Below are 26054 nucleotides of genomic sequence, written 5' to 3'. Positions count from 1 at the left end.
GGGGGTTATTTTTATTGAAACCGGTTTTTAGCGTCAGTGAAGTGACTCAGATAATCAAAAACCTGCTGGAAGGAAGTGACTTGCTTCAGCAGGTATATATAAAAGGAGAAATCTCTAATTTTAAACATCACATATCCGGACACATGTATTTTACTCTAAAAGATGAAAAGTCCCAGATTCGGTGCATAATGTTTCGAAGCAGCAATATTTTACTCCATTTTAACCCCGAAAACGGCATGAAAGTCACTGCTTTCGGCCGCATAAGCGTTTTTGATAAAACCGGCGAATACCAGCTATATGTTGAAGATATGGAACCTGACGGTATAGGAGCTTTACATATTGCCTTTGAAAAGTTAAAGGCAAAGCTTGAAAAAGAGGGCTTATTTGACACGGCGAGAAAAAGGCAAATACCTTTTCTTCCCCGCAAAATCGGCCTGGTCACTTCACTTACCGGAGCGGCTGTCAGGGATTTGCTCACCGTCATAAAGAGAAGGTACCCAAATGTGAATATAGTTATCGCCCCCGTTTTGGTTCAGGGCAAGGAGGCCGCCGGTCAAATATGTTCGGCCCTATACGACCTCAATAACCTGGGCGGGATTGAAGTGATAATAGTGGGACGGGGCGGAGGCTCCATAGAAGAACTGTGGGCATTTAATGAAGAAATAGTGGCAAGAGCTATATATAGTTCAAAAATCCCAGTTATATCCGCCGTAGGTCATGAAACGGATGTTACCATGGCAGATCTTGTAGCGGATAGAAGGGCGCCTACACCTTCAGCGGCAGGAGAAATGGTGGTGCCTGAAAAGACCATACTAAAAAATGAAATCAGGCAGTTAAAAAATCGTTTAATAAATGCTTCGGTGGGCAATATCAATCTCAAGCGGCAGAGGCTGGAATATATCCGAAGGTCCGCAACTTTCACCAAAGCCAGGAACATGGTTTCATTTTACAGACTTGAGCTGGACCAACAACTGCGGAGCCTTTTTAAAAATATAAACATCCAATTAGACGGTAAAAAACTGATTTTTAAAAGCCAGATAAGCAAGCTTCAGGCATTGAGTCCCCTGTCGGTGCTGCAACGGGGTTATAGTATTTGCCAGAGCAGCAAAGACCAAAAAATTATAAGAAAAGTAGAGGATGTTAGTATTGGGGATATGGTTTTCGTGGTACTTTCGGATGGCAAACTGCTATGCAGGGTTAAAGACGCGAGGAAAAAGGTGATGGAAAATGACGGGTTATAAATATGAAGAGGCAATAAACAAACTGGAGGAAATTACCCGGCGGCTTGAAAAGGGAGACCTAACGCTGGAAGAAGCTCTTACACTCTTTGAAGAAGGCATAAACTTGACAAAAATTTGTTCTAAGATACTTGATGAAGCCGAGGGGAAAATAGAAATATTGGTAAAAGACCTGAATGGCAATATATCTTTAAAAGAATTTAATGGAGGTTCTGAAGAGATTGGATGAATTTGAAAAATTTCTCAACCAAAGAGCAAAAATGGTAGATGCCGCTCTGGACTTTTATTTGCCCCGAGAAAATGATTATCCGGGAAAGATACATCAGGCGATGCGCTACAGCACTCTTGCCGGAGGAAAAAGGCTGAGGCCCGTAATGGTTATGGAAAGCGCAAAACTCTTCGGATTGCCTTTTGAAAAAGTCCTTCCTACCGCATGCGGTATAGAAATGATACATACCTATTCACTTATACATGATGATTTACCCGTGATGGATAATGATGATTTTAGGCGAGGAAAGCCTACCTGTCACAGGGTCTTTGGAGATGCGGTAGCGCTGCTGGCCGGAGATGCTCTTTTGACACATGCGTTTTCCGTTATTGCAAGAAACTCCGACATTGATGGTATTTCTCCTTTAGCGGTTATAGACGTTATAAAAAGGGTGTCAAAGGATGCAGGCAGCAATGGAATGGTCGGAGGTCAAACTGTAGATATAGAATCTACAGGTGTGAGCATAGATAAAGAAACCCTGTTGTATATTGACAGGCATAAAACCGGGTGTATGATTTGCGCCTCTCTATGGTCCGGCGCCAGGCTTGCCGAAGCTCCAGCACAGGATTTAAAAGTAATGGATGACTATGGTGAAAAAATCGGTTTAATATTCCAGATAGTTGATGATATACTTGACATCAATGGTGATGAAAAATTACTGGGCAAACCCACAGGTAGTGATGTAAAAAATCACAAAAACACCTTCCCTTCCGTGTTAGGCTTTCAAGAATCTCTTGAAATGGTGGAAAAGCTTAGCCAGGAGGCCAAAGACCTGGTATCCAGGTTTGATAACAATGAGTTTTTTATTCAACTGGTGGATTTTTTACAGTCAAGAAGTTATTAAATCTAGCAGATTTAAGTTGTATGAATCATTGGCTAGCATTGATGCACTATATTTTTGTAAGCGGGTTTAGCTTGCTTTTTTGGTTAATGACCGCTTATTATCAGTTTGAAGGCATATATCTTTTGTGATATAATAATTCTTGAATCGAAAAACAGGTGGTACAGTATTCTAGTCAAAATCGCTTCTCTGAAGGCGGGGCTAAAAATCCGTCAAGGGCACATCGATGAAGTTCCTGGTGCTGGCTGCCGACGCCCAGTCGGGGGTTGGTGCTGGGAGTAAGGGAGCTGGGGCGATCTACAATGGCATGTAGGCGTTGACCCTACTCCCGTGGAGACCCAAGTTCGTGACAGAAGGAATTTCCTTGAAGTTATGGCTTGGGGTGTGAACCTGCATTCGATTACATGTTGGGTGCAGTGTAGCCTGCCTTGAGTGAAAAGGGTGGAAAAAGGCATTTTGGTCTAAAATTTGAATTGGCCAATTCAAATTTTAGGGAATACCCTTTGAAACCTTTTTTGCAAAAGGGGCTAGGAGAAGATGGATTTTGGTGGGGAAAACCCCTAGACTGTTCCATATGGAAGTGGATTGAGGATTACAGTGTGGACTAAGTGGTAATCTAGCATTGCCTATGGTGACATGGCAAAGGCGGGCTTAAAGGGGAACCGTCTTATCGGCGACGATAGGATGCCTTCCTGGGAAATCCAGCTGGACCTAAGCCACAAAATTTACTCAATTCACTGCCACCTGTTTCGGCCAACGTACTTGGAGGTTAAAAGTTGAGTTCTGACTCAAAAAAGCATCTTTCCGGGAAAACAGCAAAAAAGATTAGAAATAATGAAAACAACGGAAGCACAAAAGCTAAATGGGTATACTGGGTTTTCATTTTAGCTTTTGGACTATCCGTTTTTTTTAGTTTTATTTCAGAAACAGTTATGGATAGGGTAAACATCGTTGTATCTATTTTTTTATTGCTAATAATAATAGCTATAGGCATCCTATTTGATATTATAGGTATTGCTGTAACTTCCGCCAGTGAAACCCCTTTTCACGCCATGGCAGCGGATAAGGTGCCCGGTGGGAGGGAAGCAGTAAAGCTAATACGTAATGCCGATATAGTGTCGAATTTTTGTAATGATGTGGTTGGAGATATTTGCGGGATAGTCAGCGGTGCAGCTGGTGCCGCCATTGTGATAAAAGCCATTATTCTTGCAAAGAGTATAAACGAGACAATTTTAAGCATATTGATGGCAGGAATCATTTCGACTTTAACTATAGGCGGTAAAGCCATAGGCAAGGGTATAGCCATAAAAAATTCGAAAAAGGTAGTTCATGGAGTGGCTTTATTCCTGAATCTTTTGAAAAAGCGTCTGGGAATTGATTTTTTTTCCGAGTGGCAATGGTAAAAAGTAATTAATTTCGGGGATGGTTTAAGATGAGCAACACAAAGGAAAGGTTGGATGTCCTGCTTGTGCAGAAGGGCTTTTTCCCCAGCAGAGAAAGGGCTAAAGCCGAGATAATGGCCGGCAATATTTATGTGGATGACAGGATGCTGGATAAGCCCGGAACTTCGGTGAGCATAGACAGTAAGATAGAGATAAAAGGAAAAATCCTTCCCTATGTCAGCCGGGGAGGATTGAAACTGGAAAAAGCCTTATCGGTTTTTAATATAGTACCCGAAGGCAAAGTTGCCATCGATGCGGGTGCATCTACCGGCGGTTTTACCGATTGTCTTCTAAAAAAAGGTGCCATAAAAGTTTTTGCAGTGGATGTGGGTTATGGTCAGCTGGATTACAGTTTAAGAAACGATCCGAGAGTAGTTGTGCTGGAAAGGACTAATGCGCGGTATTTAAACTTTGAAGATATTGGTGAAGAGGTAGACATAATAACGGCTGACCTTTCCTTTATATCACTTTCCCTGGTTTTTGAACCTTTTAATAAATTGTTGAAAAGTGATGGGAATCTGGTGGTTTTAATAAAACCTCAATTCGAAGTAGAAAAACAAGAGGTCGGCAAAAATGGTGTAGTGAGAAGCCGAGAATTGCATGTAAAAGCTATAATAAAAGTTTTCGGAAGTGCCAATCAAAATAACTTTTTTGAATGGGGTCTTGATTTTTCTCCGATTACCGGACCTAAAGGAAATATTGAATTTCTCGGATGGTTTAAAAAATATCCGAAACAGGATGGTATAATAAATATAGAAAAAGTTGTTGAAAATGCTCATTTACAATTACTCTGAAAGGAAAATTGAATTTTTTGTAGAATTAATTGCTAAGGAAGGTAAAACAATGAATGATTTCTATTATATATTTCTCTGGGTAGTTATCGGGGCTACGACAGCCGCTACATTTTTAAGATACCTTAAACGGTGGAAAATTAAAAAAAGGATTTTCAAGGCAAAAAAAAGCGAGCTCAAAGCAGTGGAATTATTGAAAAAAAATGGTTTTGAAATAATAGACCTTCAAAAAGAAAGCTATTATATTCTTTCCATTGATGATAAACCCTATAAGGCTGCTGTTAAAGCCGATATGATCGTAAAAAAAGGCAATAAAACCTACGTGGCGGAAGTAAAATCCGGCGAAAGTTCTCCTTCTCCAAGATTTATAGCCACACGGCGGCAGCTTCTGGAATACTATCTTGTATATAGACCCAGTGGTTTACTTCTGGTGGATATGGAGAGGGAAAAGATACGAAAGGTAGAATATTCAATTTTAAATTCCAGATATCGTTCTTTGGTAGATTATCTGGGATGGCCTGCAGTAATTTTCTTTGCCGGGTTTATCATAGGTTTTTTAACCAGAGGTGATTGAATTGAAGACGGTTGGTTTATTCCCGAATTTGTTAAAAAAAAATTCCGCCAGGGTAGCCAATGTTATAATCAACTGGTTTCAGGAAAAAAATTACAGGGTTTTACTCCCCGATAATGCAATAAAAGCTCTGGATAATACCTCATCCCGTCTCGAAAACGGTGAAATTTTTGACAAAATAGATATTGCCGTGACCCTCGGGGGAGATGGTACTCTGCTGAACCTTGCAAGGCAACTGGCTCCTTATGAAGTTCCCATACTGGGGATTAATATGGGTCATATGGGTTTTCTGACGGAGATAGAACTCCCCGATTTATATAGAGACCTGGAACTATTTGTTGAAAATAAGTATTTTATTGATACGCGCATGATGCTGGAAGCGCAGGTTGTCCGGGAAAAACATATTCTTGAAAAATTTATAACTTTAAATGATGCGGTGGTGACCAAGGGGCCCTTTGCCAGATTGATAAGGTTAAAGGTTTTTTCCAATGGAGCATATATTGATACATATCCTTCGGATGGTTTAATTATATCCACTCCTACCGGTTCAACGGCTTACTCTTTATCCGCCGGTGGGCCCATAATTAATCCCGATATGGAACTCCTATTACTTACACCCATATGTCCCCATACTCTTCGTAGCAGGTCAATAGTACTTTCAAAGGATGATATTATAAAAATACAGGTAATCGCAGAACATCCCGATACAATGCTGACGGTGGATGGGCAACAGGGTTACAGGCTTTTGCCCGGGGATGAGGTGATTGTAAAAAAATCCGATTACCGTACCAGGCTTATAAGAATTAAAAAAAGAAGTTTCTATGATGTCTTAAGAAAAAAGTTGACCGAGGTCAATTTTAAAGAATAGGAGGTGCTCTCTTGAAAGCCAAAAGACACATGAAAATCAGGGAAATAATCAAGGAAAAACCCATAGAAACTCAGGAGGAACTGGCAGAAGAGCTGAGAAAACAGGGTTTCAATGTTACTCAGGCCACCGTATCCCGGGATATCAAGGAATTAAGGCTTATAAAGGTTTTGCGGGACAATGAACACTACTGTTATGCCGAGCCCGACAGGAGTGCTTTTATTTCAGACAAGCTGCTCAGAATGTTGAGGGAATCCATTATCAGCATCGCATCTTCGGAAAATCTAATTGTAATTAAAACCCTTTCCGGTACCGCTTCAGCCGCTGCCGAGGCCATCGACGGCCTAAACTGGGATGAAATCATAGGAACTATCGCGGGAGACAACACTATACTGGTCGTAGCCAGTGCAAAATCGGCGGTAAAAGATATAGTAGAAAAATTTGAAAACATTATAAAATAAGGAGGCAGCTTGATGCTCCTTAAACTCCATATAAAGATTTTGCTCTAATAGATGATTTAGAAATAACTTTTAAGGATGGTTTGAATATCCTTACAGGAGAAACCGGAGCCGGAAAATCCATCATTATCGACGCCATAGGTGTAATCATCGGAGAAAGGGCTTCCAGCGAATACATCAGGACAGGCAAGCAGAGTTCAACAGTAGAAGCTGTTTTTGATTGTAAAAACAATGATGTGGCAAAATTACTTGAAGAATACGGGATAGAAAATGAAGACAATCTGCTTTTTATCGACAGGGAAATAACCGTTCAGGGGAGAAGCTTTTGCCACATAAACGGCAAAATTGTACCGGCTTCTGTATTAAAAAGACTTGGCAAACATTTGATAGACATTCACGGTCAGCATCAACATCAATCCTTGCTTGACAGCCAGAACCACTTACTATTGCTGGATTTGCTGGGTTCAGAAGATGTTGTGGAAGCCAAAAAGAAAGTTCAAGATTATTACAGACAGTACCGGCACCTGACCAAAAAAATTCAGGACCTTGAAAAAAACCGAACGGAATTTAACAGGCAGAAAGACAGGCTGAAATATGAGGTCGATGAGATAGAAAAAGCAGTATTAAAGCTTGATGAAGATGTATTGCTGGAAGAAGAAAAACAGGTTCTGCAAAATGCAGAAAAAATATATCAGGTTCTGGAATCAAGTTATAATATTATATATCGGGGCGAAGATACCCCATCCATAATAGATAATATCAATAAAATAATCAGCGGTTTCGAGGAAATACAAAATTTTTATAGACCTATCTGTTCTCATCTCGATTTTTTAAAAAATGTACTTTATGAATTTGAAGACCTCACTTCGAGTATAAGGGTGTTAAGGGATTCCATTGAATTTGACCCCCAGAGGCTGGATGAAATCCAGTCCAGACTTGAACTTATAGATAGGCTCAAATCCAAATACAACATGAGCATAGCCGAGCTCATGGAATACAAACAGCAGGCTGCGACCAGACTGGATGAAGTCTACAATATTGATGAAGAAATTGATAATTTAAAAATAAAACTGAAAGATGTAATGTCAAAACTTGCGGAGAAAGCCACTGAACTTCATTCCTTGAGGGTAAAAATTGCAGCGAAGCTTGAAAGAGACATTTCTAGGGAACTCAAAGATCTAGGAATGAAAAACATCAAATTTTCGGTTAATTTTACGCAACAGTATGATGAACATGGCATAGATATAGATAACGCCAAAGTAAGAATCTCAGAAGAAGGTTTCGACCAGGTGGAATTTTTGATTTCCACCAATCCTGGGGAACCGTTAAAACCACTGGCTAAAATCATTTCCGGCGGAGAAACATCACGCATCATGCTGGCATTAAAAAACATAATGGCAAAGGTGGACAATGTACCATGCCTTATTTTTGATGAAATCGATACAGGCATTGGAGGAAGGACAGCTCAAATAGTGGGAGAAAAGCTGTCAATGGTAGCCAGGAGCCACCAGGTTCTGTGTGTGACTCATTCGCCGCAAATAGCAAGTCTTGGCGACATTCATTTTTTAATAAAAAAGCAAACTATAGATGGAACAACCTTTACACAGGTTTCAGAATTAACTGGTTCCGAAAGAGTCAACGAATTGGCAAGGATGCTTGGAGGTGCGAAAATAACAGATAATACTCTTGCACATGCCAGAGAAATGTTAGAACTGGCCAAAAAAATAAAAAACCTTAAAAAAGCCTGAGTAAGGGCTTTTTTTTTTTGCAAAAAATTTACTTTTTTCATTACGGTATAAAAAGATTTTTTAAGGGTTATCTTATTTTTCAGACCCCATTTTTTATCCCGCGATGAGGAGTGAATATTTTGCAAAACAAAGCAAAAAAAATTATTGGTATTTTTCTAGCATTTTCCATAGTTATAACCGCAGTTGTTCTGGATTATTATAGTTTTTACGATTTTCCGGATGAAATCAGAATAATTGAAGGCAAACAGCAAGAGATAAAACTCAAAGTTCCACTGACCTTTCAATTATTTTGTGATGAAAGCGATTTTTTAACCATTAACGGAAACCGCTTAAAAGATAAATTGAGTTTAAACTTGAAAGACCCGGTTATTATCCAGTCGTCAAAACTCGGAACATACAACATTGAATTCAGGTTACTGGGAGTCATTCCCGTCAAAAAAATGAGAGTTCAGGTTTTGCCCGAAACCAGGGTTATCCCGGGGGGCCATTCCGTAGGGGTAAAGTTAAGGCCAAATGGGGTTATAGTGGTGGGTTTTGCTTCGGTAATAGATGAAAATGGCCAGAGACATTATCCTGCTCAGGAGGCAGGCATAGAAATTGGAGATACCATTTACATGGTAAACCACCAGAAAATATACCAGGCTGATGAGTTATCAAGAATAGTAAATAACGACGAAGATAAAACTGTGGTGCTTTCCATAAAGAGAAACGATAGAACACTCGAAACTAATTTAAATGCCATAAGAAATGCTTCAGGCATGTATCAAATTGGATTATGGGTCAGGGATATAGCGGCCGGTGTTGGGACATTGACATTTTACGATCCTAAAACAGGATTCTATGGTGCCCTTGGGCATATCATATCGGATGCAGACACCGGTAAAATTATTGAAATAGGTGAAGGTGAAATAATAAGAGCAAAAGTTACATCCATTGCGCCGGGGCGAAAAAGCCAGCCAGGTGAAAAAAAAGGAATGTTTGTCCATGAAGATAGAATAATGGGAAATATTCTGGCCAATACTCCATTTGGTATTTTTGGAAAGGCATACTATCCTTTTCAAAATCCCTACTACGCCTCTTTGCCAATAGCTCCCATAACTCAGGTCCATGAAGGTAAAGCCAGTATTTTAACCGTAATCAATGGAGAAAAAATAGAAAAATATGATATAGAGATCCAGAAAATCATCAGGCAAGCTTACCCCAATGGAAAGGGCATGATTATTAAAATAACCGACCCAAAATTAATAGAGAAAACAGGCGGGATTATTCAGGGTATGAGCGGAAGTCCAATTATCCAGGATGGATATCTAGTAGGGGCTGTAAACCCATGTTTTTGTAAATGATCCTACAAAAGGATATGGGGTTTTTGCAGAGTGGATGATGGAGGAGATATCAAGACTACAATCCGAAGCTCAGGTCATAAAAAATTTTTAAAACATTTTCTGGAATTATAGGAGGAATATTCCATAGTTTGTCGAATATAAAAAATATAATTTTATTACAAATAAGGGGGGTTTTTTTTTTGAAAGATACAAAAAAGATAGGGTTGTTAATTGCTGATGATAACAAGGAATTCTGTAACATGCTTCAGGAATTTTTCCAGGGTGAAAGCGACATGGAAGTGCTGGGCATTGCCCATGATGGTCTGGAGGCCCTGGAAAAAGTTGAAGAACTGTCTCCCGATGTCTTAATCCTGGATCTTATCATGCCAAATCTTGACGGTTTAGGAGTAATAGAAAACTGGCAGATAACCCTAAAAAGCCTAAAATAATAGTACTTTCCGCAGTGGGGCAGGACAAAATTACCCAAAAAGCCATAAATCTCGGAGCCGCTTATTATATTGTAAAACCGTTTGACCTGAATATACTCATTGAGCGTGTCCGGGAAATGACGGAAAGCAGCAATTTTACCGTAAAAAGGCAAAGAAGTATGGCTGCTTCGGCTGAACGAAAAGATAATCTCGAGGTGGAAATTACCAATATTATTCATGAAATTGGTGTTCCCGCCCATATAAAGGGTTATTTTTACCTCAGGGAAGCCATATATATGGTCATTAATAATGTCGAGCTTCTATCTGCAGTAACCAAGGTTCTTTATCCCACCATCGCTAATAAATTCAACACCACCCCCCAGCAGAGTTGAAAGGGCCATAAGGCATGCAATAGAAGTGGCATGGAACAGGGGCTGTATTGAAACCATTAACAACCTGTTCGGTTATACGATCCCGAGGGACAAAGGTAAACCAACGAATTCCGAATTCATTGCCATGATTTCCGATAAATTGAGGATGGAAAGAAAGGCCGGTTAAAATAAAAAAGCGCGTAATAACGCGCTTTTTGAATTTTTAAGGGGGATATTGGAATAATAAATTTAGAAATAGCATGAGGTGTCTTTATGATATACTCCGGAAGAGCAGTGGTAGATAAAAGAACTAAAAATTTGCTCAGAAGGATAAAACCCGGTCAGATAGCGGTTATCCTCCATAAAGACCTGGATGAACTAGCAGCCCAGGAAATGGTGAGACTTAGAGTAAAAGCCGTTATTAATTTTGATACATCCTTAAGCGGGACCTTTTATACCGGTGGGCCTGCGATATTGATAAAAGCGGGCATTCCACTGATGGATGCAAAAGCAGACTTCAATGGTATCAAGGAAGGTGACTTTATTGAAATAAAAAATGATGGCTGCATCTATGTAAACAATATTTTTTTTTGCAAAGCATTTCCGGTGGATGAACAGTTAATCAAGTTGAAAGAAAATGAATCAAAGCAAAATTACTTGCAGGGAATTGGAGAAATTTGCTATAAATACACTGGACTTTATCCACCGGGAAAAATATATCCTGTCGGAAAACTTCTGCTTTCCCGAACTTGATGTAAAACTCGAAGGAAAGCATGTGCTGGTAGTGATAAGAGGAAAAGATTATAAAGAAGATCTTTATACTCTTTCGTCTTATATTGACGAAATGAAACCGGTTTTGATTGGTGTTGACGGTGGAGCCGATGTGCTTCTAGATTTTGGCTTGAGGCCGGATATAATAATCGGCGATATGGACAGCATAAGTGACCGTGGCCTATTATGCGGCGCAGAAATAATTGTCCATGCATATACCGATGGAAGGGCTCCGGGGCTTGAAAGAATTAAGAAAAAAGGATTAAAATACCATATTCTGGCTATCCCGGGCACCAGCGAGGATGCCGCTCTTTTACTGGCCTATGAGAAAAAAGCAAATCTTATCGTTGCTGTGGGAACACATACCAATCTTATCGACTTTCTGGAAAAAGGCCGACATGGGATGGCATCAACATTTCTTGTGAGATTGAAGGTGGGACATATACTCATCGATGCAAAAGGGGTAAACAAACTTTACAGGAGTAATATAAAAATGAAATATGTAGCAGCCGTTCTTTTTGCAGCTTTTTTCCCTTTGATGGTAATAGGCACTACATCTCCGGCTTTCCAGCATTTAATTAGATTGATGGTTTTGCAGGTAAAACTTATGTTTGGATTGTTGTGACGAGGTGATTTTGATTGTACAGCTTGAAACATTTTGCCATTTTACTAATCGCAGTTTTCCTGGCCCTGGGTATAGGTATAGCTATAGGATTACCGCAAACAGTGACGAGGTTCTGGTGGAACAGCAGAAAAAGACTATAGACAGTCTGGAAAAGGATTTCAACCGTATAAAAGAAGAAAAAAGGTTAAAAGAGCAGCAGCTTCAAGAAACAAAGTCCAGGAAAATAGACGAACAAAAATTTCTTGAACAAATATATGGCCAATTGTTTAAAGACAGATTGAAGGGGAAAAAGTTAGCGATTATCGAAACCTCAGAACCAAAAGTAACGGAAAACATTACACACTATCTGGAAATGGCGGGTGCAGAAATTGTTTATACCATGTCTCTAAAGCAAAATGTCTTAAGCGATGGACTTGACAATATTGTTCAGGTCCTGGCAGAAGAGGACCAGGAAGGCTTTAATGCCATAAAAGACACGGGTATATTGGAATTCTGCGGTATATATGAAGTTCCCGTAGACCTTTTTATTGTTATAAGGAATGATGAAAATTCAAATACCCTTACCATGGCGAGCAAATTTGCCGAATTCAAAAAAGCTGTAGCGCTGGTTCAGAGTTCGGAAGTAAAACGTCTTGATCCCAAACAAATCAAAAATTTAGTTTACATTGAAGATATTGACAGTATTATAGGGATATACCGCCTGGCGTCTTTTATAATGAACCAAAACGGATTTTCCCAATGAAATGGTGAATATAATATGAAAATATTATTTTACTTTTTTTTACCTGCTTTTTTCAGCTATATTTTGATTAATAATTTTTTACGGTGGGACAATGTAAAAGAGAAATTAAACTATAAAAACCGAAGGGTAAAGACAGCCGGTGGAATAGTAATGGTATTAACAACTTTGTTGATGTCTTTAATAAGCCTCCTCTGGAATTACCAGGAAGACACTGTATTCATCATCATATCCGTAGCGTGTATGGGGTTTATAGGGTTTTTGGATGATATGTTCGGAAACAGCAGGGCAAAGGGTTTCAGGGGGCATTTCAATCTGTTGTTAAAAGGGGAGATTTCTACCGGGGCTTTAAAAGCCTTTACCGGGCTTGTTACATCTGCTGCCGTAGTATTTATGAGGGGATACGCAAGCTTTCTTCAATTAGCAACAGACACGCTTATGATAACCTTTGCTATAAATTCGTTAAACATTCTCGATTTAAGGCCCGGTAGGGTCTGCAAATTTTTTTTGTTATTCATGACAATCCTGGCGGTATATGATATTTATATGGGACCGGTAAAAAGTTTTTACCATTTTTTACCTATTTTTGTATCAACCGCGGTTTTCTTTTATTATGACCTGAGGGAATATGTGATGATGGGAGATACGGGATCCAATGTTCTGGGAATATGCTTTGGCTTAAGTATGGCATGGATACTGCCCCTGGAATATAAAATAATTATGGCTGTTTTTCTTTTCGGCTTAAATGTGGCAGCAGAAAAGTTGTCTCTGTCCGTAATCATACAAAAAGTCAGGTTGTTGAGATTAATAGATGATATGGGAAGACGGCCCTGAATTTGAGAGAGGGAGATAAATGATTCGGCTGAGAGTGGGAAATGTTAAGGAAATATTGAATAAAAGCGATGATATGGAAGAACTGATAGTGGAAGTTGATGGCATAACACAAAAAGCTATAAATTATCCGGCCATGACAGGCCCGGCGAAAAAAGACGACAGGGTGGCTTTAAATACAACTGCCGTTTTTTTAAATTTGGGAACCGGCGGATATCATTTTGTGATGTTTAATTATTCCAATACTTTTCTGGATGAATCTTCACCGGGCCACATAATGAAATTGAGATATACGCCCTTTCAAATAAAATGCTTGAGCTCGGAGGAACCAGAAAGTTACCTTAGAGAAAAGATCGAGCAACTGGATTCACTGGATAATATGCCTGTAGTGGTAGCTTCCTTGCATAGCATGGTTCCGGCGGTTTGTGCGGCCATAAAACTCAATAAACCGGAAAGTAAAGTGGCTTATGTAATGACCGACAGTGGGGCACTTCCCATATACTTCAGCAGGCTTGTACATATTCTCAAACAAAAAAACTAATAGATATTACCATTACCGAAGGTCATGCCTTTGGAGGGGATCTGGAGGCCGTGAATATTTACTCGGCTTTACTGGCCGCTAAAGCCTGGGGTGCCAGCATAGGGGTGGTGGCCATGGGGCCAGGGATAACCGGAAACGAGTACAAAGTTTGGCCATACCGGTCTCGAGCAGGGTGAAATAATAATGCAGTAAATATCCTCAAGGGATTTGCCATAAGCGGTTGCCACGTATTAGTTTCGCAGAACAAAGATAGCCGCCACTTTGGCATAAGCCACCATACCCTGACAGCCCTTTCTCTTATTGCCATAACTCCGGCTACCAAGTGCTTCCCGAAGAACTTGACCGGAAAAATCAAGTTTTATCCATCAAAACAAAACTTCAGCAATACAAAATAACTGAAAAACATACCGTAGAAGTGCGAAAAGGCTTTCCGGCATAATGCACCTGAAAGGCTGGATATTCATGTGACTACCATGGGTAGAAGTTATGAAAAAGACCCTGAGTTTTTCCTGACGGCCGGTTGCCGCGGACTTTGTTTCTGTTGAAAAACTAATTTTAGTTCCATGGTCAGCATTTCGGATATCGTCTTATACAATCTTGCTTTTTGTTTTAAAAATTGCAGTATATCCCTGGACTTGCCTACAAGATAAAAACCGTTTTTAAAAATCATGTATTCCATCTTTACCACTCCCTTAACTTGTCTTAAAATATTATATGTGTAACAAAAAAAATTATGATTTATCGGGAGATGGTAAGGTGGAATTTTATGAATCTACTATAAGTTCAAGAGTGATTTATTCGGGTAAAATTTTGAACCTTCGCCTGGATGAGGTAAAGCTTCCCAACGGCAAAACTTCCACCAGGGAAATAGTCGACCATCCTGGAGCTGTGGCCATAGTGGCATTAAATGAAAAAAATGAGGTTTTAATGGTAAGACAGTATAGAAAGCCGGTGGAAGAAGCACTTCTGGAAATTCCCGCAGGAAAAATTGAAAAGGAGGAACAGTCCGATGTATGTGCCCAGAGGGAACTCATGGAGGAAACGGGCTTTTTTGCCCGTAATTTGCGGCACATAACGGATTTTTATACATCTCCGGGTTTTTCCAGTGAAAGGATGCACTTATATCTGGCCAGGGATCTTGAGAAGAAAGCAAGACAAGCCGATGATGACGAGTATATTCAATTGGAAGCAGTTCCCCTGGAAGAAGCCATAAGAAAGATATATGACGGTGAAATAAAGGATGCTAAAACCATCTCCGGTTTGCTGCTGGCCTACAATATATTAAAAGGAGCCGTATGATGGAATATTTTACAGACCTGCATGTCCACATAGGAACTGCAAAAAATAAAGCCGTCAAAATTACAGCTTCCCGGCAACTAACAATTAAAAATATATTTAATGCCTGTCTCACAATTGGATATAATTAGCGGCCTGGGTGGTAAGCTCATGCCAGCCCATGTATTCACACCTTTTAAAAGTTTTTATGGCAATTGTTACGATAGATTGTATTATGCTTTTAAAGATAAATTTGACCGGATACCGGCGGTGGAGCTGGGATTGAGTTCGGATACCAACTTTGCCGATACCATTGGGGAGTTATCAGGTAAAACTTTCCTGAGCAATTCCGATGCACATTCTATCGAAAAGATAGCAAGGGAATATAACAGGATAAGCCTCAATGCTCCCGACTTTGAAAACCTGTTCGATGCTGTAAATGGCGGCAGTGAAATGAATGTGCTACACCATGCAAAAAAACAAGAACTGGCTGATGTAGTCGGTGAAGCTATAGCCAGCAATATCATCTTAAGCCGGCAGGGATTGCTACAGCTTCAGGCAGGGGGCGGCGGGCATTATGGCAAAATAATTATATAATCAAAATCATATTCTCCTTCCGTCCGGCATAATATTTTTATGAAATGGACGTGGGGAGGGATATCTTTGAATTATTTCCCCAGGGTGATATTCGATTATTTTAAGAAAAATATGGGGCTTTATATTTTTGTTTTTCTGATTTTTGTTGGAGGAACCATTTTGGGAAGTATTGCCGTCAATATGATGTCCGATAACCAGATGAAAGCTACACTGGATTTTATAAACAGTTTTTTTGTCAATGTTAAAAACATAGAAGTGAATTTCTCAACCATTTTTTATGTATCCATTTCAAATAATTTAAAAACCGCCCTTACTCTATGCATCCTGGGCTTAACAATTGTTGGCCTGCCACTTATTCCTGCGGTGATTTTTTTCCGGGGATTTGTTCTGGGGTTTACGGTGGGGTTTTTTATCGGTAGCCTGGGGGTAAAAGGTATCCTGTTTTCGATCCTCTCCATTCTACCGCAAAATATTATTATAATACCATCGATTATATCTATTGGCGTGGCCGGGATGACCCTTTCTTTAACAGTTTTGAAAAACCGATTCAAACATTATACAGAAGATTACCCGCGGCTTTTGATGGGATATTTTTTATTTAACTTTACTTTTTGTGTAATGCTCATACTGGCAGGCTTGATAGAAGGTTATATTTCACCCGTTTTTATAAGATTGCTGACGAATTATATTTGATTATTTTAATCTCCAAATAGATTTTGGAGTTTTTTTTATTTAAGAAGGAATTGGGTAGTTTTTATGGAATATTTAATAAAGATTATTAAGGAGGAATCGTATGGATGAGCTTTTAAATCATTATTTAGAGTTTTTAACAGTAGAAAGAGGGTTATCAAAAACACCATAAATTCATATAAAAGGGATTTAAAAAGCTACATAGGTTTTTTAAAAATACAAAAAATAAATGACATAAATTATACCACAAGGACCGTTATTGTGTCATACCTTCTATTGATGCACAAAAAAGGAAAAGCCAGCAGCAGCATATCCAGAGCTTGCGCAGCCATAAAGTCTTTCTACCACTTTTTGGTAATGGAGCGCCTTATTGAAAAAGATCCCACCCTCAATCTCGATACACCCAAACTGGAACACCGGCTTCCGAGGGTTTTGACATTAAATGAAGTGGAACAATTATTAAATCAACCCGATACGTCAGTGATATGGGGATTCAGGGATAAAACCATGCTGGAGCTTCTTTATGCAACCGGTATAAGAGTGTCAGAATTGATTTTGATAAAAGTTGAGGATCTTAATGTTGAAATGGGCTTTTTACGCTGTTTCGGAAAGGGTTCTAAAGAAAGAATTGTGCCCGTAGGGTCAGTGGCTTTAAAATATCTCGACAAATATATAAATGAAGTCAGGCCGAAGTTCTTAAAAGAGCAGGATAACGGCATATTGTTCCTGAACCACCTGGGGAAAGGACTGACCAGGCAGGGATTCTGGAAAATAATCAGAAAATACGCCCAAAAAGCCGGCATTGAAAAGCATATAACGCCCCACACCCTGCGTCATTCCTTTGCCACACATCTTCTGGAAAATGGTGCCGATTTGAGGTCAGTCCAGGAAATGCTGGGACATGCCGATATATCCACCACCCAGATTTATACTCACATCACAAGGAGCAAGATAAAGGAAGTATATGATAGAACCCACCCCAGAGCTTGAAGGAGGTTGAAAAGTTGATTGAAAGGATTGTACTAATAGTCCTAGACAGTGTAGGTATTGGGGAATTGCCTGATGCCCGTGATTTTGGAGATGAGGGAAGCAATACTCTGGCAAATACCGCAAAAGCCGTCGGCGGCCTTAAGCTGCCAAATCTTAAGAAATTGGGGCTGGGAAATATTTTCCCCATTGTGGGGGTTGCGCCGGAAAAAGAGCCGATGGGTTGTTACGGAAAATCCGCAGAGGTTTCCAGAGGCAAGGATACTACCACAGGCCACTGGGAAATGATGGGTATCATCTCAAAAGATCCATTTCCCACATATCCCCATGGTTTCCCGGCACAAGTGATAGACGCCTTTGAAAAGGCCATAGGCAAAAAAGTGCTCGGGAATGTGGTGGCATCCGGAACCGAAATAATAAAAAAACTTGGCATGGAACATATGAAGACGGGAATGCCTATTGTATATACATCTGCTGACAGTGTGTTTCAGATTGCTGCCCATGAAGATGTCATTCCTGTAGAAGAATTGTACCGCATTTGCCGGATAGCCCGAACCCTCCTAACAGGCAAACATGCGGTGGGAAGGGTTATTGCCAGGCCTTTTATAGGAACATCTCCGGATAACTTTAAAAGGACTGATAGGAGAAAGGATTTTTCCCTTTCGCCTCCACATAAAACGGTGCTGGACCTGGCCAGCGAAAAGGGATTTGAAGTATTCGGCATCGGAAAGATTAAAGATATTTTTAATGGGCAGGGTATCACCGCTTCCATTCATACAGCCAATAACGAGGAAGGTATCATTGAAATAGTCAACCATGCCAAAAGGAGTTTTAAAGGTATCTTGTTTGCCAATCTGGGGGATTTTGATACTCTTTACGGCCACCGCAACAATGCCTTAGGGTATAAAAATGCACTGGAAGCTTTTGATAGAAGTGTTCCCAAAATAATTGAAAGCATAAATCCCCGGGATTTATTGATTATCACAGCAGATCACGGCTGTGACCCTACCACGGAGAGCACGGACCACTCAAGGGAATACACGCCCCTTCTGGCATACAGTAAATGCGATAATTTTACCGGAGGGAAAAACCTTGGCATAAGGAAAACCTTTGCAGATATCGGCGCCACCATATCGGAACTGCTTCAACTCGGCAGGTTGCCCATTGGTGAAAGTTTTGCGGGAGAAATAATTGTGCAATAAGGAGGGCAATGTAAATGAGAAATAAAGTTGAAGAAGCCGTAAAAGCCATTGAGAACCAATTAAAGCTACGACCTACGGTAGGTTTAATCCTGGGTTCCGGCCTTGGAGGCATTGTGGATTTAATAAAAAATCCCATCGAGATAGGTTTTGACAGCATACCCCATTTCCCTGTATCCACCGTAAAAGGCCATGCGGGAAAACTGGTCTTCGGGGAACTGGAAGGGGTACCCGCTGCAGTGATGCAGGGGCGAATACATTATTATGAAGGGTATGATTTAAAGCAGGTAGTATTTCCGGTATATGTTTTAAAACAACTGGGCATAAAAAATCTGATAGTTACCAATGCCGCCGGAGGCATAAACAATGAATTTGAGTCCGGAGACCTCATGTTAATAAATGACCACATAAATCTTCTGGGCGACAATCCTTTAATCGGCCCTGAAGAAATGGGTCCAAGATTTATTGATATGAGCCGGGCATACAGTCCTGAGTTGATTGAAATTGCAAAAAGAGCAGGTAAAGCCCTGGGCATAACCTTTCGTGAAGGGGTATATGCATGTATGACTGGTCCCAGTTATGAGACCCCCGCAGAAATAAGGATGCTTAAGATAATTGGAGCTGATGCGGTGGGCATGTCCACCGTGCCGGAAGTTATAGCTGCAAGGCAGTGTGAGATGAAAGTGCTGGCCATCTCATGTATTACAAATATGGCGGCGGGCATAAGTCATCATGTGTTAAGTCATGAAGAGGTGATGGAAGGAGCCAAAAAGTCCGAAAAAATGCTGGAAAAACTTTTAAGGGTAATTGTAAAGGGGATGAAATAGTGAGGGCATATGATATTATACTAAAAAAGAGGGACGGAAAGGAACTTGACACTGAAGAGATAAATTTTATGATTTCGGGTTTTGTCAGGGGAAATATACCCGATTATCAAATATCAGCATTTCTGATGGCTGTTTTTTTTAAAGGCATGACTCCAGAGGAAATGGCAGACCTGACCATGGCAATGGTACATTCGGGAGAAACGGTGGATCTTTCGGAAATTCCCGGAATAAAGGTAGATAAGCACAGCAGCGGTGGGGTTGGGGATAAAACTTCACTGGTGCTGGGGCCCCTGGTGGCGGCAGCCGGGGTGACCGTGGCCAAGATGTCCGGCAGGGGTTTGGGCCATACCGGCGGGACTCTGGATAAACTGGAATCAATCCCGGGATTTAAAATAAGTTTAACCCGACGGGAATTTATCGATCAAGTAAAGAATATTCAAATAGCCATAGTTGGTCAGACGGGGAATCTGGTGCCTGCCGACAAGAAACTTTATGCTTTAAGAGATGTGACAGCCACCGTAGACAGCATTCCCCTTATTGCCAGCAGCATTATGAGCAAGAAGATTGCCGGGGGAGCGGATGCCATCGTCCTTGATGTAAAGACCGGCAGCGGAGCATTCATGAAAAATCTTGAAAGTTCCGTTGAACTCGCACAGGTGATGGTGGAGATAGGGAATATAGTGGGGAAAAAAACAGTGGCTCTTATATCCAACATGGACCAACCACTGGGGTACTGTGTGGGAAATGCCCTGGAGATAAAGGAAGTTATAGAAGCTTTGAAGGGTAAGGGCCCGGATGACCTCATGGAGCTATGCTAACACTGGGTTCATATATGCTGCTTCTGGCGGATAAAGCAAAAACCTTATATGAAGCCAGGCGGAAACTTGCGCAAGTATTAAAAACCGGAGAAGCTCTAAACAAATTCAAACAAATGATCAAGTTCCAGGGTGGGAATCCCGAAGTTGTGTCAAATCCGGAACTTATGCCTGAGGCACCATTTATAGGCGGGTTTAATTCTTATAAAAAAGGATACATACATTTTATAGATGCTCAAAAAATAGGTATTTGTGCCATGAAACTCGGAGCCGGCAGATTAAAAGCAGAAGATAAAATAGACTATTCCGTGGGCTTTGAATTGTTAAAGAAAGTCGGAGATGCTGTCGACATAAACGAGCCCTTAATTAAAATTCATGCAAGATCTTCGGAAGATGCAAAACAAGCGGAAAGAGACCTGGCAGAGGCAATTGTCATAAAAGAGGAGCCTGTTGATAACCTATTTTATTGTATGGCACTGTAACTGAAGAAGGCTACGAAGCCTTCTAACAGGCTGTATAACATTCCTCCCGGTTGGAAAATCTATATATGAAGGGAGGAATGTTTCAAATGGTTTTTAAAGGACAAAAAAAATTATATTATATGTTTTTTAATCATTAATCTACTTATTTTGAGCGTAAATTGTGCAGCCATTGCTCAAACACAGCCTGATATAAAATCACCTTCAGCTATCCTTATAGATGCTGGTACAGGAACCATACTCTTTGAAAAGGATTCCCACCAGAGGCTGGAACCTGCCAGCATCACAAAGATAATGACATTACTACTGGCATTTGAAGCTCTTGACGCTGGAAAGGTCAAGCTGACAGACAAAATAAAAATCAGTGAAAGAGCATGGAAAACCGGCGGAAGTCAGGTCTTTCTGGGCCCGGGCGAAGAACAAACCCTGGAAACATTATTAAAATGCATTACCGTGGCTTCTGCCAATGATGCTTCGGTGGCAGTTGCCGAATATATTGGAGGAAGTGTGGATGGCTTTGTAAAAATGATGAACGACAAAGCTAAGGCTCTTGGCCTTCAGGATACCAATTTCATGAATCCCCACGGCCTGTCCGAACCGAATCATTTTACCAGCGCCTATGATATAGCCATAATGTCCAGGGAATTAGTAAAGCATCCAAAATTTTTCACATGGTCCACGGTCTGGATGGATTATCTGGAACATACGGATAAAAAGCGCGATGCCACAATGCTGGCCAATACCAATAAATTACTGGGCAAATACGAAGGCCTCGACGGGATTAAAACCGGTTTTCACCAGAAGGCCGGCTACTGTTTCGCAAGCACTGCCCGAAGAGGGGATTTCAGGCTTATATCGGTGGTGCTGAATGCGGAAAACTCAAATCAGCGCTTCGAAGAAACAGTTAAATTATTAGATTACGGTTTTGGGCATTTCAATTCCGTTATGATAGTAAAAAAGGGCTCGGCTCAAAAAAACATACCTGTGGAAAAGGGTATGGTCAAAGAGGTAAATATAATTGCAGATTGTGATTTGAGTATTCTAACTGAAAAAGGTAAGGAAAGCGGGATAAATACAAAGATTGAGGTACCCGATAAGTTGTTCGCTCCTCTCAGGAAGGGGCAAGTGGTTGGAAAATTAATAGCCGAGCAGGACGGTAAAAAAATAGGCGAGGTAAATCTCGTGGTTTCCGAAGATGTCAAAAAGGCCAGTATGCTGGATATGATCAAAAGGGTTCTCGAAAGATGGTTTAGTTTTTAATTATTAAAAAGTGACTATTATTTGAAGGCACAGCGTCGTCCCTGGGGATAACGCTGTGCTGATTTTTTGCTTTTAGCAGGATTTTCCTTTAAACTGTAGAATATTATTAGGTATAATGGGGGGTGAGACATAGGTGAACTCGACAATCAAAATCATAGAGGACATGATGATAGTAAATTTGAAAGGAGAGCTTGATCATCACACATCCCATATGATAAAAATCCAGATAGAAAACATTATCCAAAAGACCTCAATTAAAAAGATATTGTTTAATTTTAAAAATGTTACTTTTATGGATAGTTCCGGAGTTGGTATGATAATAGGGCGTTACAAGGCACTGCAAAAGATCGGTGGCATGGTAGGAGTCTCTAACTTGAATAGTCAGATAAGAAGAATATTTGAAATGTCCGGTCTTTTTAGTATAATACCGTGTTACAATGATGAGAAAGAAGCCATGGAAAAATTGTAGGGAGTGATTTTATGGAATTATTAAATGAAATGCAGCTTGATTTTTTAAGTAAATCTGAAAATGAAGCATTTTCAAGGATAGTTATTGCGGCCTTTGCATCTCAGTTAGACCCCACTCTGGATGAACTGGCTGATATAAAAACTGCCGTATCGGAGGCTGTAACAAATTCTATAATCCACGGTTATGAGGACAAGCCCGGTATAATCAGGATTCAGGCAAAGCTTTATGATGGCAGGATTGAAATTGTGGTACAGGACTGGGGAAAGGGAATAGAAGACATAGAAAAGGCAAGGCAGCCCCTGTGGACCTCAAAACCGGAACAAGACAGATCGGGAATGGGTTTTACCATTATGGAGAACTTTATGGATGAACTGGAAGTAGAATCCTCACCCGGTTCGGGAACATTGGTAAGGATGACTAAAAATATTAAAGATAGCAAGTATTCGAGGTAATGCCTATGAACCCGAATGATTCTATGGAGCTGTTAAAAAAAGCCAAGCAGGGGGACAACAAAGCCAAGGATGAGTTGGTTTCACTCAACCTGGGTCTTGTATGGAGTATCGTAAAAGGTTTAATAACAGGGGTTATGAACCGGAAGATTTGTTTCAAATTGGTAGTATAGGCCTTTTGAAAGCAATAGATAAGTTTGATTTTTCTTATAATGTAAAGTTTTCTACATATGCCGTTCCCATGATTATGGGGGAAATTCGTAGATTTTTAAGAGATGATAGGCCTGTCAAGGTTGCCAGGTCTCTGAAGGAACTGTCGGTCAAGGCTCAGAAAGCCAAAGAAGCCCTGACTAAAGCTCTTGACAGGGAGCCTACCATCAATGAACTGGCGGAAGAAATTAATATTTCGCCTGAGGAACTGGTAATGGCCATGGAATCTTCCCAGGCACCCGTTTCATTAAATGATGTAGCTTTTCAGGACGATGGTTCTCCAATATACTATATTGACCAGATTGATGTCGATGAAATCCATCAAAGCCAGTGGCTGGACAGGATCGCATTAAAAGAGGCTTTATCCAAATTAAGCAAAGAAGAAAGACAGATTATTATTTTAAGGTATTTCAAAGACAAAACTCAGATGGAAGTTGCCAAATTATTGAAAATAACCCAGGTCCAGGTATCAAGAATGGAAAAAAAAGATTCTAAATAAAATAAGAGAGTTAATTTCTTAAAAAAGTAAAAGCCGTAATAAAGGCTTTTTTTTGTATAAAAATTTCCGTGTCACACAATAATAAACAAGAGGTGAATCATGAAATGAGTTAATCCGAAAAAGAATAACCATAATAATATTGATTGCGATGTTATTCGCTGTTTCCAGCTTTTTAATAGTAAAAAGTATTTATTATAATAAAGTGCCAAAAAGCGCCAAACTTGTATTGCATTTAGAGAATAACGATTATATAACGGGAAAAAATAAAATTGTAACTTCAGATGAAGGAGGTTATATTTTATGACTGTAAAAGTTGTGGAAGTGGTAGGCGAATCAAAAATAGCTGGCAGGAAGCCGTAGAAAATGCAGTTAAGGATGCCAGCAAGACCATTAGAAATATTTCGGGAGTGGAAGTTTTAAATAACACTGCCAACGTCCAGAATGGGAAAATTGTAGAGTATAAAGCCGATGTAGCAATTGCCTTTAAGGTAGATGGTTCAACTGAAGCTTAGAAAACGGGCACGTAAGTGCTCGTTTTTAAACCAAAAAATAAAGGAAGGTATAAATGAAAAAACTTACCAGGGAGCAACAGGATTATCAAAATTTTGTTAAACAAAAAAGGCCAAAGCCGCCCTATTTAAAAAATATCATGATGGCTTTTGTGGTGGGTGGGTTGATTTGTGTTATAGGCCAGGGAATAATGAATTTTTTTATTTCCAGGGGATTGAGTCCAAAAGAAGCCGGAGCCCCCACGTCTGCCATCATGGTATTTTTAGGAGCTTTTCTTACCGGCCTTGGAGTTTACGATAAAATAGGCAAGAGGGCTGGAGCGGGTTCTATCGTGCCAATTACGGGTTTTGCCAATTCTATTGTATCACCCGCCATGGAATTTAAGAGAGAAGGCTATGTGTTTGGAGTAGCGGCTAAAATGTTTGTGGTAGCAGGGCCTGTACTTGTATATGGTATGTGTTCGGCGGTAATTGTAGGTTTGATTTATTATATATTAAAGCTCTAGGAGGAACTATCTTGGCAGGTAAAAAAATGGGTTTTCAGACAATCAAATTTCAAAATCCCCCTTCAATCATTGCCGCCTCTTCCATCGTAGGACCTAAGGAGGCCAGGGCCCATTAAAAGATTATTTTGACCTTATTTAAATGATAATATATACAAAGAAAAAAGCTGGGAAAAGGCCGAAAGGAAAATGTTAAAAGAAGTAGTAGAAATGGCCATTAAAAACAGCAATGTCCCCTATTCAAGCATAGAGTATTTTATTGCGGGAGACCTCCTGAACCAGATCATATCAGCGGGCTTTGCCGCCAGAGAACTCGGTTTACCATTTTTCGGCATATACGGTGCTTGCTCCACCATGGCTGAAGGGCTGGGCCTTGGGTCCATAATTGTAGATGGAGGATTCGCAGACAACCTGGTGGTGGCATCTTCAAGCCATTACTGCACATCCGAAAGGCAGTACAGATTTCCTCTAGAACTCGGGAATCAAAGGCCACCTACAGCCCAATGGACCGTCACCGGGGCCGGAGCTGCCGTGATATCATCCAGACCACAAAACCCTAGAATAACATATGTCACTACCGGTAAAGTCATAGATATGGGCGAAGCAAACCCAAATGATATGGGTACTGCTATGGCACCGGCCGCTGTGGATACCATAGTGCGCCATTTCAATGATACAAATAGGACCCCCGATGACTATGACCTGATTATTACCGGAGACCTGGCCAGCGTTGGAAAGGATATTGCGGAAGAACTTATAAAACAAAAAGGTTTTGATGTGTCAAATAAATTTTCCGATTGCGGGCTGATGATTTTCAGACCTGAACAGGATGTCCATGCCGGCGGCAGTGGATGTGCTTGTGCAGCGGTAGTGACATGCGGGTACCTTTATAAAGAGATGATAAAAGGTAAATACAACAGAATTTTACTGGTGGCGACAGGTGCACTTTTAAGCACCACCAGCACACAGCAGGGTGAAACCATCCCCTGTATTGCCCATGCAGTAGCTATTGAAAACCTTTAGTTTAGAGGAGATTTAAAAATGGATTATGTTATGGCATTTTTAATAGGCGGATTAATTTGTGCTGTAGGCCAGATTCTTATGGATGCAACCAAATTAACTCCTGCCCATATTCTGGTTTTATTTGTGACTCTAGGGGCTGTTCTAAGCGGTTTGGGACTTTATCAACCTCTTGTAGAAATAGGGAAGGCAGGGGCCACTATACCGCTTACCGGTTTTGGCCATACTCTGGTGACCGGTGTAATTGAAGATGTAAATAAGCGGGGCTTCTTAGGAATATTTACAGGAGGCCTTACATCTGCTGCTGCCGGAATAACAGCTGCGGTGGTATTTGGATATTTAATGGCAGTTCTTTTTAATCCCAAATCCAAGTAAAAAAGCTTTCATTTAAAGCAATTAAACAGTAGTAGCTTTTT

27 protein-coding genes and 7 pseudogenes are annotated in these 26054 nt (G+C 40.4%); 33 read left to right on the top strand and 1 reads right to left on the bottom strand.

Annotation, left to right across the window (positions count from 1 at the left end; translation table 11 throughout):
• Window positions 1-14 precede the first annotated feature (14 nt).
• From xseA to D2962_RS19880, 17 genes and pseudogenes are all read left to right on the top strand, one after another.
• Entirely contained in the window at window positions 15-1241 is a 1227-nt protein-coding gene (gene xseA / locus D2962_RS08795) for an exodeoxyribonuclease VII large subunit (protein WP_122014759.1), read from the top strand.
• The gene (xseB, locus tag D2962_RS08790) at window positions 1228-1467 is read left to right on the top strand and encodes an exodeoxyribonuclease VII small subunit (RefSeq protein WP_122014758.1); all 240 of its coding nucleotides are present in this window, start codon (window positions 1228-1230) and stop codon (window positions 1465-1467) included. The genes xseA and xseB overlap by 14 nt, the downstream gene beginning before the upstream one ends.
• The gene (locus D2962_RS08785; protein WP_245984543.1) at window positions 1460-2350 is read left to right on the top strand and encodes a polyprenyl synthetase family protein; all 891 of its coding nucleotides are present in this window, start codon (window positions 1460-1462) and stop codon (window positions 2348-2350) included. Before xseB ends, D2962_RS08785 begins: the two co-directional genes overlap by 8 nt.
• Window positions 2351-3123: 773 nt before the next feature.
• Complete coding sequence (locus D2962_RS08775) at window positions 3124-3750, top strand: hypothetical protein (RefSeq protein WP_245984540.1); 627 nt, start codon at window positions 3124-3126, stop codon at window positions 3748-3750.
• Window positions 3751-3779: 29 nt separating this feature from the next.
• The gene (locus D2962_RS08770) at window positions 3780-4583 is read left to right on the top strand and encodes a TlyA family RNA methyltransferase (RefSeq protein ID WP_120765537.1); all 804 of its coding nucleotides are present in this window, start codon (window positions 3780-3782) and stop codon (window positions 4581-4583) included.
• 49 nt (window positions 4584-4632) lie between these two features.
• On the top strand, window positions 4633-5154 hold the full coding sequence (locus D2962_RS08765; protein ID WP_245984538.1) for a hypothetical protein: 522 nt from the start codon (window positions 4633-4635) through the stop codon (window positions 5152-5154).
• Window position 5155: 1 nt separating this feature from the next.
• Window positions 5156-6019, top strand: a complete 864-nt coding sequence (locus tag D2962_RS08760; protein WP_120765536.1) for an NAD(+)/NADH kinase — start codon at window positions 5156-5158, stop codon at window positions 6017-6019.
• 11 nt (window positions 6020-6030) lie between these two features.
• Window positions 6031-6477, top strand: coding sequence for an arginine repressor (locus D2962_RS08755; protein WP_120765535.1), 447 nt, complete (start codon window positions 6031-6033; stop codon window positions 6475-6477).
• Window positions 6478-6557: 80 nt separating this feature from the next.
• Window positions 6558-8222, top strand: coding sequence for a DNA repair protein RecN (gene recN, locus D2962_RS08750; RefSeq protein WP_245984536.1), 1665 nt, complete (start codon window positions 6558-6560; stop codon window positions 8220-8222).
• Window positions 8223-8341: 119 nt separating this feature from the next.
• On the top strand, window positions 8342-9565 hold the full coding sequence (gene spoIVB, locus D2962_RS08745) for a SpoIVB peptidase (protein ID WP_245984535.1): 1224 nt from the start codon (window positions 8342-8344) through the stop codon (window positions 9563-9565).
• 13 nt (window positions 9566-9578) lie between these two features.
• Window positions 9579-9656 (top strand): annotated as a pseudogene (locus tag D2962_RS19570) (hypothetical protein); the annotation flags it as partial.
• A gap of 148 nt (window positions 9657-9804) precedes the next feature.
• Window positions 9805-10530, top strand: a pseudogene (gene spo0A, locus D2962_RS19565) (sporulation transcription factor Spo0A).
• Between the two features lie 86 nt (window positions 10531-10616).
• Window positions 10617-11739, top strand: a pseudogene (gene steA, locus D2962_RS19560) (putative cytokinetic ring protein SteA).
• A gap of 14 nt (window positions 11740-11753) precedes the next feature.
• Window positions 11754-11879 carry a copper transporter gene (locus D2962_RS18030; protein WP_222927489.1) on the top strand — a complete coding sequence of 42 codons (126 nt, stop codon included), beginning with the start codon at window positions 11754-11756 and terminating at the stop codon, window positions 11877-11879.
• The gene (locus D2962_RS08730) at window positions 11855-12481 is read left to right on the top strand and encodes a copper transporter (protein WP_162991167.1); all 627 of its coding nucleotides are present in this window, start codon (window positions 11855-11857) and stop codon (window positions 12479-12481) included. Before D2962_RS18030 ends, D2962_RS08730 begins: the two co-directional genes overlap by 25 nt.
• A gap of 150 nt (window positions 12482-12631) precedes the next feature.
• On the top strand, window positions 12632-13312 hold the full coding sequence (locus D2962_RS08725; RefSeq protein WP_162991166.1) for an MraY family glycosyltransferase: 681 nt from the start codon (window positions 12632-12634) through the stop codon (window positions 13310-13312).
• A gap of 19 nt (window positions 13313-13331) precedes the next feature.
• Window positions 13332-14245 (top strand): annotated as a pseudogene (locus tag D2962_RS19880) (DUF3866 family protein).
• 89 nt (window positions 14246-14334) lie between these two features.
• On the opposite strand, the gene D2962_RS17545 reads toward D2962_RS19880, so the two are convergent.
• Entirely contained in the window at window positions 14335-14529 is a 195-nt protein-coding gene (locus tag D2962_RS17545; protein ID WP_162991013.1) for a hypothetical protein, read from the bottom strand.
• Between the two features lie 77 nt (window positions 14530-14606).
• On the opposite strand from D2962_RS17545, the gene D2962_RS08715 reads away from it, so the two are divergent.
• The 16 genes and pseudogenes from D2962_RS08715 to spoVAE all read left to right on the top strand — a co-directional run bounded on the left by D2962_RS08715 (window position 14607) and on the right by spoVAE (window position 26013).
• On the top strand, window positions 14607-15149 hold the full coding sequence (locus D2962_RS08715; protein ID WP_120765529.1) for an NUDIX domain-containing protein: 543 nt from the start codon (window positions 14607-14609) through the stop codon (window positions 15147-15149).
• 147 nt (window positions 15150-15296) lie between these two features.
• Entirely contained in the window at window positions 15297-15722 is a 426-nt protein-coding gene (locus D2962_RS08710; protein WP_245984523.1) for an endonuclease Q family protein, read from the top strand.
• A 66-nt stretch (window positions 15723-15788) separates the two neighbouring features.
• Window positions 15789-16415, top strand: a complete 627-nt coding sequence (gene spoIIM, locus D2962_RS08705; RefSeq protein WP_120765528.1) for a stage II sporulation protein M — start codon at window positions 15789-15791, stop codon at window positions 16413-16415.
• 100 nt (window positions 16416-16515) lie between these two features.
• Window positions 16516-17402, top strand: a pseudogene (xerD, locus tag D2962_RS08700) (site-specific tyrosine recombinase XerD).
• Window positions 17403-17416: 14 nt separating this feature from the next.
• A complete protein-coding gene (locus tag D2962_RS08695; RefSeq protein ID WP_122014754.1) occupies window positions 17417-18601 on the top strand; it encodes a phosphopentomutase in 1185 nt (394 codons plus the stop codon).
• Window positions 18602-18615: 14 nt separating this feature from the next.
• Window positions 18616-19425 (top strand): purine-nucleoside phosphorylase, encoded by an 810-nt coding sequence (locus D2962_RS08690; RefSeq protein WP_122014753.1) that lies wholly within the window; start codon window positions 18616-18618, stop codon window positions 19423-19425.
• A pseudogene (locus tag D2962_RS19555) lies at window positions 19425-20748 on the top strand (pyrimidine-nucleoside phosphorylase). Before D2962_RS08690 ends, D2962_RS19555 begins: the two are co-directional and overlap by 1 nt.
• 121 nt (window positions 20749-20869) lie before the next feature.
• On the top strand, window positions 20870-21979 hold the full coding sequence (locus D2962_RS08680; RefSeq protein WP_245984516.1) for a D-alanyl-D-alanine carboxypeptidase family protein: 1110 nt from the start codon (window positions 20870-20872) through the stop codon (window positions 21977-21979).
• 133 nt (window positions 21980-22112) lie between these two features.
• On the top strand, window positions 22113-22448 hold the full coding sequence (gene spoIIAA, locus D2962_RS08675; protein ID WP_120765522.1) for an anti-sigma F factor antagonist: 336 nt from the start codon (window positions 22113-22115) through the stop codon (window positions 22446-22448).
• 11 nt (window positions 22449-22459) lie between these two features.
• The gene (gene spoIIAB / locus D2962_RS08670) at window positions 22460-22900 is read left to right on the top strand and encodes an anti-sigma F factor (protein ID WP_120765521.1); all 441 of its coding nucleotides are present in this window, start codon (window positions 22460-22462) and stop codon (window positions 22898-22900) included.
• Window positions 22901-22905: 5 nt separating this feature from the next.
• Entirely contained in the window at window positions 22906-23070 is a 165-nt protein-coding gene (locus tag D2962_RS19875; RefSeq protein WP_222927486.1) for a hypothetical protein, read from the top strand.
• Window positions 23049-23606: a sigma-70 family RNA polymerase sigma factor gene (locus tag D2962_RS08665; protein WP_222927485.1), complete on the top strand. Its 558-nt coding sequence runs from the start codon at window positions 23049-23051 to the stop codon at window positions 23604-23606. Before D2962_RS19875 ends, D2962_RS08665 begins: the two co-directional genes overlap by 22 nt.
• Window positions 23607-23887: 281 nt before the next feature.
• Window positions 23888-24118, top strand: a complete 231-nt coding sequence (locus D2962_RS08660) for a dodecin family protein (protein WP_245984515.1) — start codon at window positions 23888-23890, stop codon at window positions 24116-24118.
• A gap of 53 nt (window positions 24119-24171) precedes the next feature.
• Window positions 24172-24621, top strand: coding sequence for a stage V sporulation protein AC (gene spoVAC, locus D2962_RS08655; RefSeq protein WP_120765517.1), 450 nt, complete (start codon window positions 24172-24174; stop codon window positions 24619-24621).
• 11 nt (window positions 24622-24632) lie between these two features.
• Window positions 24633-25641 (top strand): annotated as a pseudogene (gene spoVAD / locus D2962_RS08650) (stage V sporulation protein AD).
• A gap of 18 nt (window positions 25642-25659) precedes the next feature.
• A complete protein-coding gene (spoVAE, locus tag D2962_RS08645) occupies window positions 25660-26013 on the top strand; it encodes a stage V sporulation protein AE (RefSeq protein WP_120765515.1) in 354 nt (117 codons plus the stop codon).
• The last annotated feature ends 41 nt before the right edge of the window (window positions 26014-26054 follow it).

Origin of the sequence: Biomaibacter acetigenes, assembly GCF_003691585.1 — a bacterium.
GTDB lineage: Bacteria > Bacillota > Thermosediminibacteria > Thermosediminibacterales > Tepidanaerobacteraceae > Biomaibacter > Biomaibacter acetigenes.
This window is presented reverse-complemented; position numbering and strand designations above follow the sequence as displayed.

Coding starts and splice junctions, on each gene's coding strand:
- xseB (WP_122014758.1), top strand. CDS start 1,228: ATGACGGGTTATAAATATGAAGAGGCAATAAACAAACTGGAGGAAATT.
- D2962_RS08770 (WP_120765537.1), top strand. CDS start 3,780: ATGAGCAACACAAAGGAAAGGTTGGATGTCCTGCTTGTGCAGAAGGGC.
- D2962_RS08765 (WP_245984538.1), top strand. CDS start 4,633: ATGAATGATTTCTATTATATATTTCTCTGGGTAGTTATCGGGGCTACG.
- D2962_RS08725 (WP_162991166.1), top strand. CDS start 12,632: ATGGTATTAACAACTTTGTTGATGTCTTTAATAAGCCTCCTCTGGAAT.
- D2962_RS17545 (WP_162991013.1), bottom strand. CDS start 14,529: ATGGAATACATGATTTTTAAAAACGGTTTTTATCTTGTAGGCAAGTCC.
- D2962_RS08710 (WP_245984523.1), top strand. CDS start 15,297: ATGCCAGCCCATGTATTCACACCTTTTAAAAGTTTTTATGGCAATTGT.
- D2962_RS08690 (WP_122014753.1), top strand. CDS start 18,616: ATGAGAAATAAAGTTGAAGAAGCCGTAAAAGCCATTGAGAACCAATTA.
- spoIIAB (WP_120765521.1), top strand. CDS start 22,460: ATGGAATTATTAAATGAAATGCAGCTTGATTTTTTAAGTAAATCTGAA.
- D2962_RS19875 (WP_222927486.1), top strand. CDS start 22,906: ATGAACCCGAATGATTCTATGGAGCTGTTAAAAAAAGCCAAGCAGGGG.
- D2962_RS08660 (WP_245984515.1), top strand. CDS start 23,888: ATGAAGGAGGTTATATTTTATGACTGTAAAAGTTGTGGAAGTGGTAGG.
- spoVAC (WP_120765517.1), top strand. CDS start 24,172: ATGAAAAAACTTACCAGGGAGCAACAGGATTATCAAAATTTTGTTAAA.
- spoVAE (WP_120765515.1), top strand. CDS start 25,660: ATGGATTATGTTATGGCATTTTTAATAGGCGGATTAATTTGTGCTGTA.